General features: G+C 48.5%; 13 protein-coding genes. 5 read left to right on the top strand and 8 right to left on the bottom strand.

What is annotated here, in order from left to right:
* The first annotated feature begins 46 nt into the window (after positions 1–46).
* The 5 genes from GLP52_RS19200 (at position 47) to GLP52_RS19215 (ending at position 2,139) form a co-directional block, all read left to right on the top strand.
* On the top strand, positions 47–346 hold the full coding sequence (locus GLP52_RS19200) for a helix-turn-helix domain-containing protein (protein ID WP_237274027.1): 300 nt from the start codon (positions 47–49) through the stop codon (positions 344–346).
* 7 nt (positions 347–353) lie between these two features.
* Positions 354–608 carry a helix-turn-helix domain-containing protein gene (locus GLP52_RS19740; protein ID WP_443069459.1) on the top strand — a complete coding sequence of 85 codons (255 nt, stop codon included), beginning with the start codon at positions 354–356 and terminating at the stop codon, positions 606–608.
* A gap of 80 nt (positions 609–688) precedes the next feature.
* Entirely contained in the window at positions 689–1,036 is a 348-nt protein-coding gene (locus tag GLP52_RS19205; RefSeq protein WP_237274028.1) for a helix-turn-helix domain-containing protein, read from the top strand.
* 432 nt (positions 1,037–1,468) lie between these two features.
* Positions 1,469–1,762: a hypothetical protein gene (locus GLP52_RS19210; RefSeq protein WP_237274029.1), complete on the top strand. Its 294-nt coding sequence runs from the start codon at positions 1,469–1,471 to the stop codon at positions 1,760–1,762.
* Positions 1,762–2,139 carry a helix-turn-helix domain-containing protein gene (locus GLP52_RS19215; protein ID WP_237274030.1) on the top strand — a complete coding sequence of 126 codons (378 nt, stop codon included), beginning with the start codon at positions 1,762–1,764 and terminating at the stop codon, positions 2,137–2,139. Before GLP52_RS19210 ends, GLP52_RS19215 begins: the two co-directional genes overlap by 1 nt.
* A 656-nt stretch (positions 2,140–2,795) precedes the next feature.
* Here GLP52_RS19215 and GLP52_RS19220 read toward each other — a convergent pair.
* Genes GLP52_RS19220 through GLP52_RS19255 form a run of 8 tightly spaced genes read right to left on the bottom strand, consistent with a single transcriptional unit; the run spans position 2,796 to position 10,834 of the window.
* The gene (locus tag GLP52_RS19220) at positions 2,796–3,347 is read right to left on the bottom strand and encodes a lysozyme (RefSeq protein ID WP_237274031.1); all 552 of its coding nucleotides are present in this window, start codon (positions 3,345–3,347) and stop codon (positions 2,796–2,798) included.
* Positions 3,344–3,625, bottom strand: a complete 282-nt coding sequence (locus tag GLP52_RS19225; protein ID WP_237274032.1) for a hypothetical protein — start codon at positions 3,623–3,625, stop codon at positions 3,344–3,346. Before GLP52_RS19225 ends, GLP52_RS19220 begins: the two co-directional genes overlap by 4 nt.
* Positions 3,625–5,331 (bottom strand): tail fiber domain-containing protein, encoded by a 1,707-nt coding sequence (locus tag GLP52_RS19230; protein ID WP_237274033.1) that lies wholly within the window; start codon positions 5,329–5,331, stop codon positions 3,625–3,627. Before GLP52_RS19230 ends, GLP52_RS19225 begins: the two co-directional genes overlap by 1 nt.
* A gap of 3 nt (positions 5,332–5,334) precedes the next feature.
* Entirely contained in the window at positions 5,335–5,541 is a 207-nt protein-coding gene (locus GLP52_RS19235; RefSeq protein ID WP_237274034.1) for a hypothetical protein, read from the bottom strand.
* A 35-nt stretch (positions 5,542–5,576) separates the two neighbouring features.
* Positions 5,577–7,655: a hypothetical protein gene (locus GLP52_RS19240; RefSeq protein ID WP_237274035.1), complete on the bottom strand. Its 2,079-nt coding sequence runs from the start codon at positions 7,653–7,655 to the stop codon at positions 5,577–5,579.
* Positions 7,655–8,191, bottom strand: a complete 537-nt coding sequence (locus GLP52_RS19245) for a hypothetical protein (protein WP_237274036.1) — start codon at positions 8,189–8,191, stop codon at positions 7,655–7,657. The genes GLP52_RS19240 and GLP52_RS19245 overlap by 1 nt, the downstream gene beginning before the upstream one ends.
* Complete coding sequence (locus tag GLP52_RS19250; protein ID WP_237274037.1) at positions 8,191–10,638, bottom strand: hypothetical protein; 2,448 nt, start codon at positions 10,636–10,638, stop codon at positions 8,191–8,193. Before GLP52_RS19250 ends, GLP52_RS19245 begins: the two co-directional genes overlap by 1 nt.
* 1 nt (position 10,639) lies before the next feature.
* Positions 10,640–10,834 carry a hypothetical protein gene (locus GLP52_RS19255; protein ID WP_237274038.1) on the bottom strand — a complete coding sequence of 65 codons (195 nt, stop codon included), beginning with the start codon at positions 10,832–10,834 and terminating at the stop codon, positions 10,640–10,642.
* Between the last annotated feature and the right edge of the window lie 226 nt (positions 10,835–11,060).

Raw genomic sequence — 11,060 nt, forward strand, 5'->3', positions numbered from 1 at the left:
TCTCTATCCTTATCTCTATAGAGCAGTCAAGAATAAAGAGAAAACAATGACAACTTTAAACGATGAGACAGCTGAAAGAATAGCTGCAGGAAATTACATACGAACTGCAAGAGAAGCGCGAAAGTTCACGCGTTTAGTTGTTCAAGAGCATTTGAATTTGAGCGGTACAAGTCGTCTCAAAAGTATTGAAATGGGTCAGACAATAGTTCCGTCGGATGATCTGGAACGTTTAGCAGATCTCTTGAAAATTGACGTCAAACATATGTTGAAGCTGCAGCTATTGGCATTCCGGCCGCAGACCGCCGCGGCTCTCAAGATCGAATTCAATGGGCTTGAGCATGTGTGAAATGGAAATGCGCAGAACGTTCGGTGAGTGGTTGAAAGCTGTCAGAAAGCGTGTCGGATTGAGCCACCTCGAGTTGAGTAGAGCACTCGGACTGATTAACATTTCAACAGTATGTAATGTCGAAAGGGGCGTTAATCATATTCCCGACAATCACATCATGTCTTACGCGGCTGCACTTAAGATTGATCCAGAGATCTTGGCAAAAATGAATATGAAAGCTTTTGATTACACGAGCTATCGAATTCTTTTTGAAGATAGCTGAAACAGCATGCCTAAATCTTGTATTTTGTAAATACATCGCAACTTGCTTGTTAAGCATAGTGCTTACAAAAGGATACAAATATGATGACAGATAACGACAGAGAAAACAGACGCACGCTATCTAACAGCGCTGCACTTGGACGGCATTTGCGCGACCTGAGAGTGAAGGCCGGCCTTACGCAATCGATGCTCGCAAGACATATCGGATATAAGAATGCTTCGATGATCGGCGGCATTGAAAGCGGCAGCCGTGCGATTCCGGTCGCAGACATTCCAACTTATGCTCAGTGTCTTTCAGTGCGGTGCGGTGAACTCACGAAGCTCATTCTACAGTGTCGCAAGCCGGATCTATATCATGCGTTGTTTACAGTTGATGAGGTGAATGACGCGCGAGCCCAAGCCCAAGCCCAGGCGCAAGCGGCAGGGTAGGGGCGGTGTCCGAAAATTGACGGAAATAGTTCGAAGACTATCCATCGAAAAACGGAGAAATCGGAGAGCCTGGAAAATGATGACTGTAGGATTTGTAGTAAATTACACTTTACACGCTACAAATCCTACACTTCTCCGTCCACATTTTTGGCGAGAAACATACCCCTAACCCCGAAATCAGCTTTTTAGGCAGTGCTTATATACAGCACCGACAGGCATGAACTTTCGCCATATAAATAGGGTCTTTCACGATATAAGACTTAAAGTCATCCCCCTTTTTATCCCCGTTTTCATAATTGCGCTAATTGCAAAAATTTTTCCCTTATTTCTATAGCAATTAATTAGTTTTTGAAAAAAACTTTGAGAAAACTATTGCAATAAGTAATATACTTACCAATATGATAAGTATGACAACAACAAAGGAATATACAGATGTCAAAAAGAGTTAAAAGGTTCAACGCAGGTGCATTGCAGGGCGTTACGTTTAGTCCGAATACAGAAACATTAACGTATAGAAATTATTCGAACACAGGTCGCACTCTAAAAGTTTTTAAAATGTCCATGAAAACGGAAAGGTTCGAAGAGCTTGAAGATCAGATCGATTCAGAAATCGGATACTGTAATTCTCTTTACTTCAACGCAAACGCAGCTGAAATATTTCTGATTAGAGCCGGCGTGTTTGAACAGATGGAATATGAAGAGATGAGCTATGGGGCGTCAAGATAATGAGCAAAGTTGATAAATTCAGCATCGATCATGATGACAGCATTTTCCTGAAACGCCGGTTCGGAGAGATCTTGAAAGTTGAGCGCTTGAATGTCGGTCTGTCGCAACAAGAGCTTGCTGAAAAACTTGGCTATAAGAGCGCGGCCCAAATTTCAGCAATCGAAAGCGGGGATAGGCAGATCCCACATCGCGACATTGTTCGGTTCGGTCTCGCAGTCAAAGTCCAGCCAAGCACTATTGCTTTGATGTTGTTGCAGTTCAGATATCCTGCACTTCAACATGCTCTCAGTTTGCCTGAATTTGATCTTGATGATCCGAATAATCGCTATGAGCTGTTAGACGTGTTCAACATCAAAAAACGCATCAATGTGCTGTAGTACCGATGAGAGCTGCGACGGTCTCAAGATTCATCCGACAGTCTTGACCCGCGGCTCTCATTTCTTCGACCCATGCGAGAAATTGCTTCTCAGTTTTGATCTGACCTGGAACGGGCTCGGTCGCACATCGCATGAGATAGTCAGGCACGGGGGCAGGGGGCTTAACGCAAGCTGTCAACGTAGCCGCGCAAAAGAGGAGATAGATCGCGGTCTTGATGATTTGATATCGCATTTTCAGTCTTCTCTTTTTGAACCCTCGCCTTCGTCCTTTCAGCATCCCGTTTTTCGAAAGCTCTCAGAGTAGTCTCTCGTGCACGATTTGCCTTTTTCAGGTCCAGTCGCACCTCCCGTGCATCTTTGAGCATCAGGAAACCCGAGAACGCGAGAGAGGTCGCAATGACACCGAGGATGGCCCAGCGCCCGCGCTTTGAGAGTGCGAACGCAAGCATTATTCGGACGGCCGCTTTGACAGCGTCTTGAGATCAATCGCACCGATTGTCTGATAAAGACCAAGCACAGCTGCAGACGTCAAAAACGCCCATGTCAGAGCCGTCTCAGCTATCTCAGCGTCCGGCCGCTCAACAAGTACGTACAAGATGACACCCGCGCAAAACGCAAGCACCAGGTCCGACCTGCGACGGGTATATGATCTCTTTTTAGCTTGCATCATCTGCGTTCCAAAGATCGATTTCGTGCAGCCGTCGTCTCTCAAGTCCAGTCAACTTCACGCCTTGCTGAAAAACCCAACGCATGAGTTGAGCCGGCACCTCATCGTGTTGACCAGCGTTCAAGACTTTCAAAAGAGTTGATGACGTAAAGTTCGGACGTCCGACGTTGAACATGAATGAAACGAGAGCATTGAACTGTCCTTGTGTCAGATCGACTTTAACGAGCTGTCGGACAGCTGTTACCGCCCATTCGAGATCTTGAGACAACAGTTTTTCAGCTGTCTCATATGTAATGCTTTCGCCAAACGCGTATTCTTTATTCTGACAAAGATGACCCCATCCGATTGTTACGAGACCGCGCTTTCGTTCGTTGTCGGTCGCGAAGTAGCCCTTCAATCGCAAAGCTTCGAACGACTTCAAGCTGTCGAAAGCGGTGAACTCAATGTTGAACGGACTTGTCGGAAATACCTTTTTTGGACACTCGAAACCGTCCTTTGCAGGAGGAAACATGCGTTTTAACAGGTCAACAAATTTGCTCATTTCGGCACCTCCAGGAAGAATTTGACGGCTGTCGTAATGCCGGCCGCGGTCGCACCGGATACTAAAAATGAGATGACCGAAATCTTGCCCGCAGCATGGTCTTTGACGCTCTCAAGCTTGTCGACACGTCCTTCGAGCTCTTTGAAGCGGCGGCCGTGTTCGTCATTTGAGCTGTCAAAACGCTCCAACAGCATGTCTAATTTGGTGCAGACGATTGCCAATGTTTTCACGAGAGACACGTAATCACTGGAACTGATATTGTTGCTCTTTTCTTCCATTAGGCGGCCCCTTCGAGATCAGAGACACGCGCTCTAAGTGCTTGAATTTCTTGAATCATCATTGGAATAAGAGCGGTGGAATCCACTTGCCAGGGGTTCTCTAGATCATCGCTGGAGATCGCCGGATCATCGCCGACTTTGACGGCTTCAGGGCAAACTTGATGGAGCTCTTGCGCAATGAAAGCGCGGTTCACGACAGACTGAGATTTCTTGTATTTGAATTTTCGAATACGAATATCATCGATACAGCTTTCGAATTCTGCATCTTCAATATCTTCTTTCAGACGCTCATCTGAGACAGAATTCAGTGACAGCGTAGTGCCATCCCACGTGATTGAGCCGTTCAGCGAGCCAGTCCACGAATTGCCACGGAATGACATATACGTGTCAGTGCCAGATCTGGTGCCGAATTTCCGAATATTGATAGCTTCAGCATCATTGACGTCATGAATCATCCAGAGAGCGCCGTTATCGCTCATCCGAAAGCGCTCAACGCCATCGAATTTAGATACTAGAGCATCGCCAAAATATTCCTGGCTAAAGCTTAAAGTAGAGCTCGAATATGTGAATTTGCTGACATCGCCGGTCGACGCATTGCGTGATATCGCGCTTGTTTTAGCAGTATTCGCATCAGCTAAATCTTTAACCCGCTCTATAGCTTGCTGCACATTCGAAGTTGACCCAAATTCTGTGCGCTCGTCATCGTATGGAACTTTATTCGCCGGCCTGTTTGCGACAGCGTGCAGCTTCTCGATAGCGGTTTGCACATCGCCAGCTGCTAGAAGCGGGTCGGTCGTATCATTGTACGAAATCTCAATCGCGTTCAGATTTTGGAATGCGTAATCAAGCTGATAGAGGGCGCTTTTAATCGACGAAAAGCCGGCTCCTGAGATCTTCTCAAGATCAGCCATCTCTTGATTATCAAAGAGACCGCCGCTCCAATACGCATCGATCATTGTCCACGCATTATCGCCATCTGTCGTGTCGCCACCACCGCCCCCTGTCGGACGCGCCGCAAGCTCATCGAGGGCTCCAGCAACATCTGTCGCAGTGAGGTCACCACCAGCTGTATATGCGATATCCGACGCATCTGAGAGGGGTGCAGGCAGCGCCTCAACCTTACCGTCCAGCTCGTCCAGGGCCGCTTGAACGTCATCTGCAGCCAGGCTTGAGGCCGCGTTGTCAAAAGAGACGTCAGATGCAACAGACGCGCCTCCACCGCCGCCGGTCGGACGGGCTGCGAGCTCATCAACAGCTGCTTGCAGATCAGCTGCAGTCAAGCCGGATGTCACATTGTCATAACTTACATCAACCGCAGTTGACGCACCGCCCCCTGTCGGACGTCCCGCAAGCTCATCAACAGCCGCTTGAACGTCATCTGCAGTCAAGCCGGAGGCCGCGTTATCATAGCTTACATCAACCGCAGTTGACGCACCGGATCCACCGCCGGTCGGCAAGGTCGCATAGAGGACGAAAACGCCGGTGTCATATTGATAGATCGCGCCGCTCGTTGCATTCAAAAAGTAGTCCTGGTTCTCACGAAAACCAGAAGGCGGGTTCGCATCATCCGGATCTGAGGTCGCGACTGTCAGAGCCCCGCCGCCGCTCAGTCCAACCGACTGCAGGCTATCTTCAAGAGTTCTAAAGTTGTCATCAAGCTCTTGAGAAGTGAGAGGAAAACCTTTTTCGTCGCGATAAGTAATCATAAGCTAGCCAATTTTTAAAAGAGCTCCGCCCGAAATCTTTCGCGCGATGCGGGCGTTGATAAACGCGGGCGCAATTTCAGGAGCACCGATTGAGGGCTCAATTTTCTTCGGAGTTCGCTCAACTTTAGAATTGCGATGCCCCTTGTTCTTAGGAGCAGGCGTCAATCCCTTATTTATTTTTGATTGATCTTCGACGTAATAAAGAGACATTGATATTCATTACCAAAAAAAGGTTTCAAACAAATTTATAATGAAAGTCCGCTTTCGACTTCGACAGTTGTTTTCAGCGTTATATTGCGCTCAACAACATCTTGAGATGACATCAAATCTTTGAACTCAACTAAGATAGTCGGAGACCATTCCTCGTTTCTCATCGCAGTTGCAACGTCATTTTCAACTTGTGTTGCGAGCTCTTCGTAATCGACAGTTGTACTTTGAATGCCTCGATTCCCGACTTCCGGAGCCCAAGGATCATCCGATTTTTCGAGAACATAAACATTTTCGACTTTACCAGGCGCGACATGGTATGGTGGCTTTACCCATGTCGGACTTAACATAGTGTCATCAAGAGACGGCATTTGATCTGTCAAACGACCGCCCGTCATCGTTGCAGTTTCAACGAGAAATTCGTTCGAGATGAAATTCGGCAGTCCTACACTCGAAACGACCTCAGCTTCGACTGCGACCGGCTGCGAGACAGTGAACGTTTGAGAACTCGGTATATCGATTGAAAAATCGTTCGAGACTTCTTCTTGATAACCAGATTCAACGAATTTCGCGTCAACATATTCACCCTGAAAAACGCTATTTAGCGCGGGTGCAGCGTTGGATACTGCAACAAGCAAAGAGATGTCGCACGACCGTTCCGACCCGTTGTCGTTGAGACTATAGTTAACGACTTTACCATAAGCGCGGCCGCCAGGAATTAGTTCATGAGAGACTTCGATGACAGTGTCTGTTGAGATATCGAGTGCAGGCAAAAACTCCATCGAGAACGAGATTTCAATGAAACGCGACCGCCGTCTCATCTCTGCAGATGCGAGGTGCAGCGCATATTCTTGCGAGCTTTTGCCTGTTGTCTCGGTCAAAAACGTCGGAGATCCTTGATCAACGATTGCTGAAAAAGTCGTCGAGGTTTCAGTCCACTTCGAAAAATCAAAATTGTAGGTAGCTTTATGATTTTCACGAGCGTGATACCGTCGACCGCCGTACATGACACTGTCTGCAAATTGGTATGTTTTGAAGCGAACCCATTTCTCAGTTTCGTTGTCGACAGTCACGTCCGACGCAACAAGATCAGGCAGCGTTTCAATCAGACCGCTATGACCAATGATGCTTGAATGATCTGCAATTGCTTCAACAAAACAATGCTCAACGCGACCTTGCGTGAACAGATAATGCACTGAAAACTTCTTGTATGCGACATGCCATTTTTCGAGATAAACAGGAACGACAACAGACTCAGAAAAACCGAAATGCGTATTATACGTGCTTCGCGGCTCTGTTCGATCAAACGTTCGATTGTCTCCGATTTGACCCCCTCGATGCGCAAATTTTTGAACATCTAGAATAGTATAACCTTCCGCATTTGGCATGAAATCGACGCCTGGTAAGGCTTGCAGGATGTATTCGGGCGTCAACGTTTCGATGCTAATTGCGCCGTTTACTCCAAGCCTTTCGTTCAAAACCGGCGCAAGATCCATGATGCCTTCGCGCCTTTGAATCCATTCAACATCAAACTTTTGGACAACTTTTTCCGGAGGAAGTTCACCCAGGCGCAGCGACAATGAGCCCTCGAAAATCTGCGAGCTTGAGACTGCAAGAGCGCTGTCCACATCAACTATAGACGCGGGCGCAACATCGTCGGACAGCTTCAAATCTCTTGTGCGACGATCAACATAGTAATGACACGCACGACCGCGAATGAGATCGTCGTTTGTAGCTTCTTCAAGATCGACAAAAAGAGGGTTCAACTCCCCCGTTTCTTGCAGCGTCAAACCGAGTTCGCGCAAGTCTTCAGCTGTCCGCGATGCAAGGATCTCAAGCACGATATATTCACCCAAGAGCTCGGTCGGAATGCCGGTGATTGTGCCGCGAAAAATCAATTCAGGTTCACCGCGGTCGTCGCATGAAATCAAGACATGAGGTTTCTCAATCGACAGGATTTCAGACACGCCAGGGTTAAGCGTCTCAAGCTCGCATGACGCATACTCGCCTTCTCTTTGAGAGATGTTGACCGAGAATGCTTCAAGGTCTTTGACAGCGTGCAGGGCGGCGTCAAAAGGCGTGTCCACATCATCAACGAATGCTACAAAATAAGACATTAGACTTCTTCCGCTTCGAGAGACCAAGATACCGATCCGGAGATTTCGGACTCATCTTGCGTCCAGCTCGTGACCATAACGGACATTTTCGGACGGTACTTGATATAGAAGTCATCGTCGGATGCTTGAAAACGCACTGTCGAGCTCGTCAGATAGAATGTCGCAATTTGAGACCCATTGCCCCTGGAAATCTCAACAGACCCATTCAGCGGCTCTCGTGCGAGCTCAACTGAGATCTCCCCGTCAACATTTTGCCACCCGTTGACCGGCCGTTGTTCAAAATGCGTCAAAAAGGAAAACGGAACGATTGATAGAATATCGCCAGGCCAAAGTTGACCGAGAGCAGGGGCCTCAACATCGGAGCCCGAAACGCTTAAGCGGTATTTCCGAAAGTTCGGACTTGCGACTGAAACAAGTCGTCCGTTAACCGTCCGTCGGACAGCTGCAGAACCATCAATCGGAGCCAGGTTTTCCGAGATATCGCGATCCGAAAAATCAGGCAAAAGGCCTGCGAGATCAATTGCTGAAACGCTCATTATCTTTGCCTTATTTGCTTGCGAGCAGCATTGCTGGCCGCCTTGTTGACAGCCGCGACAGCAGCCTTGTCGCCATAAAATGTGTGAGTTCCGCCTTCGCCAGGTAGGACGAGCTCAAGCGTTGACTTCAGGCCGCCTTGTCCGTCTCTTTCGACGTTTTTAAGGTATTTGCTCGCATCGATCTCTTGACGCTTAACGCCAAACATTCCGCCAATTTGGTCGGACGCTGTAATGCCATTGATCAAAGACGCGGCTGCAGATTTCCACGTCATGTTGTTTTTGAGAAAGCTCTTTTCGCCGTCTGTAAAACCGTTCGTGGCCTTGTCGTATCCAAACGCACCGAGGCCTGCGAGCTCCTTACGATTTTCATATGCAAACATAGCGCCTGCGACCGGCGCTGCACCGCGTGCTACAAGTTTACCAAACCCAAGGGCTTTTGACGCACCAGATCGAATGACACCTGCACCAGCGGCCGCCGTAGCTGCAGCGCCGGTCGCAGCCCCCGTCGCAGCGCCGGCTGTTGCAGAGATACCGAGCGCGGCTGATAGAGCTCCGAGTGCGAGCTTACCGACCGCGACAGCTTTCGGCAGACCGAGCAAAAGGCTTGTAATCTTAGTCAAAGCCCATATCGCAGCAATCGATTTTACAGCGTTCGTATATGCGTTGTCCGAGCCAAAGAGCCATTTCTGAAACTCTTGGATTTTTTCCCAGCCGGCCGTGATTGCAGGGCTCAACTCGTCAAATGCTTCTTTGATGAGTTTCATCTGCGTTTTAAGCCACGCAACCGCGCCCTCCGGATCAATGAGTGCAGATCGGCCGCTCAAGACGTACCATAGATCTTTCAAAAACGGGGTCTGTCTTAGCAATTCGTCAATGCTACGAACCAGGCTTTCGACCGCTTTTTCATCGCCGCTCATCGCATCATAAAGCTTACCGAAAACCGGTTTCACATTTGATATGATAAAGTTAGCAAACGAACGGAACTTGTCTTGAATGCCGTCAAGCACTTTGACGAAACCCTTGGCCGCAGACATCGTGCTTTTTTCAGGTAAAAAGTCGAGTGCGTAACCGCTTGTGACTTGCTGTTGATCGATGTCTTCGATGCCATTTCGCGTGATCCGACGCGCGACAGTTGCAGGCTCGTTTGCAGTAATCTTGCGACCAAAGAGCTCGCCGGCCGTGTTCTCTTCACCAGAAACGACCATAAATGCGAGCGCAAAATCTCTCAGTGCTTTGATGCCTTCGCCCAGTCCTGTCTTGATGCCAGATCCGACGCCGGAAAACTTTTTAATGAGCATGCCCGCCCCGCGGCCGGCGGCCTGAGTAATATCAACAAGAGCGCCAAAACCAGTGTCAGAACGAGCGACAGATCCGACCTCAAAAACGTTTTGTACAAACCGTGTCAGCAAACCGAGCAGACGCTCAACGCCGCTTGCAAAATTGTCTACGATGAGACCCCTGTTTCTCTCCAAGATTGTTTGAACTGTGCCAAAAGCCTTTGTAAATGCGGGATAAAGTCTCAGAGATACGGTTTTCCAAAGACCTTTAATTGTGGCCGTAACCGCATAAAGAGACTTACTGAAAGCTTCAGTTCTCAAGACCTCTTCTCGAGAGACAATTTGACCTGAATCTCGGACAAGTCTTGCGCGTTCTGCAAGTTCCCGATTGCTTGCATTCAGCATTGATGCGAGCTTCTCTGCATCGCCACCGATTAATTCTTGAGACAGCCACGATCTCTCAGTGTCCGATGAAACCTTTTTCAGGTTTTTCATCACATCGATAAAAACTGCACCGGTATCTCTAACATTCCCCTTCGCATCGCGAACAGAAACGTTGATGCGATCAAAGAACTCTTTGACACCCTCGCCAGCTGCGGCGCGGCCCGTTTTATCCGCGAGATCTGCGAGAGCGCCGCCCAGATCGTCAGCTTCCATACCGTATGATTCAGTAATGCCCGCGAGCAGAGAAAATGTCTCAATACTAGTCGCACCGGCTTTTGATAGTCGTTCGAGTTGAGTAATATTTCGAGCATTCGCAGCGACACCCGCGCCCGTTGCGATCAAGCCGGCAGGTAGTGCGAGTGCGACGCCTTTGACCGCGGCTTTAATTTTATTGATGCCAGCCCCAACCCCTCTTGCGAGAGCAGCCCCGCCTTTGGCCCCTGCTCTCGCAAGGGCAGCTGAAACCCTGGTTGCTGCTTTAGATATAGTCGCAAGCGAAGATCCGACCCGCTTTGCGGTTGCAACAATCGCTCTGTCGAACTTATTCGTCGCAGAAGTAGCACCCTTCAGAGCTTTCGATATCGTGTTTCCCGCCGCTTTGAACGGCGCACTTACTTTCTCTGCGGTTTTACTAAGTTGGTCTCCTACCTTTATGAGGTCCTTACGAATTTTAATTAAACCGTCGAGCTTGAGCTTTACGCCGATAGACTCCTGAAGTTTGCTCATCTTAGATCAACTTTCCAATATATTCTTCGAAATCTTTTGCTTCAAAATCTGCAGAGCGGGCTGCGATTGAAGCGTCATGCAAGCGGGCTTGTCGGAGCTTGAATTGGTTGAGATGAAACCAAACGATCTGTCGTGGACTCATGTGATATGCGTTCTTGACGCCGCCCAAATAGAGCTCTGTCGCAATCGAAAACATTTCTTCGAGAAAGGTCTTTGGGGCGGCTTTGGCAGTCGGGGTTTTCCCAAACTGCCAGGGTTCTTTTACGTTTCCGTCAACTCTTCGTTCGTCTCCGGCTCTTCGTCTTCGTCCACGAATTGCTCTATGATCGGTTTGAACTTTCCCACTAGGCCTTCGACACCTCCTGGCATCGTAATCTTCAAAGTTTCCGAAATTATTTCCGCCTTAAAATCGTCAGGAAGTT

Origin of the sequence: Sulfitobacter sp. M22, from assembly GCF_021736025.1 — a bacterium.
GTDB lineage: Bacteria > Pseudomonadota > Alphaproteobacteria > Rhodobacterales > Rhodobacteraceae > Sulfitobacter > Sulfitobacter litoralis.

Excerpts from the sequence above, each read along its gene's own strand:
- GLP52_RS19200 (WP_237274027.1), top strand. The coding sequence starts at position 47 with ATGACAACTTTAAACGATGAGACAGCTGAAAGAATAGCTGCAGGAAAT.
- GLP52_RS19740 (WP_443069459.1), top strand. The coding sequence starts at position 354 with ATGCGCAGAACGTTCGGTGAGTGGTTGAAAGCTGTCAGAAAGCGTGTC.
- GLP52_RS19205 (WP_237274028.1), top strand. The coding sequence starts at position 689 with ATGATGACAGATAACGACAGAGAAAACAGACGCACGCTATCTAACAGC.
- GLP52_RS19210 (WP_237274029.1), top strand. The coding sequence starts at position 1,469 with ATGTCAAAAAGAGTTAAAAGGTTCAACGCAGGTGCATTGCAGGGCGTT.
- GLP52_RS19215 (WP_237274030.1), top strand. The coding sequence starts at position 1,762 with ATGAGCAAAGTTGATAAATTCAGCATCGATCATGATGACAGCATTTTC.
- GLP52_RS19220 (WP_237274031.1), bottom strand. The coding sequence starts at position 3,347 with ATGAGCAAATTTGTTGACCTGTTAAAACGCATGTTTCCTCCTGCAAAG.
- GLP52_RS19225 (WP_237274032.1), bottom strand. The coding sequence starts at position 3,625 with ATGGAAGAAAAGAGCAACAATATCAGTTCCAGTGATTACGTGTCTCTC.
- GLP52_RS19230 (WP_237274033.1), bottom strand. The coding sequence starts at position 5,331 with ATGATTACTTATCGCGACGAAAAAGGTTTTCCTCTCACTTCTCAAGAG.
- GLP52_RS19235 (WP_237274034.1), bottom strand. The coding sequence starts at position 5,541 with ATGTCTCTTTATTACGTCGAAGATCAATCAAAAATAAATAAGGGATTG.
- GLP52_RS19240 (WP_237274035.1), bottom strand. The coding sequence starts at position 7,655 with ATGTCTTATTTTGTAGCATTCGTTGATGATGTGGACACGCCTTTTGAC.
- GLP52_RS19245 (WP_237274036.1), bottom strand. The coding sequence starts at position 8,191 with ATGAGCGTTTCAGCAATTGATCTCGCAGGCCTTTTGCCTGATTTTTCG.
- GLP52_RS19250 (WP_237274037.1), bottom strand. The coding sequence starts at position 10,638 with ATGAGCAAACTTCAGGAGTCTATCGGCGTAAAGCTCAAGCTCGACGGT.
- GLP52_RS19255 (WP_237274038.1), bottom strand. The coding sequence starts at position 10,834 with ATGTTTTCGATTGCGACAGAGCTCTATTTGGGCGGCGTCAAGAACGCA.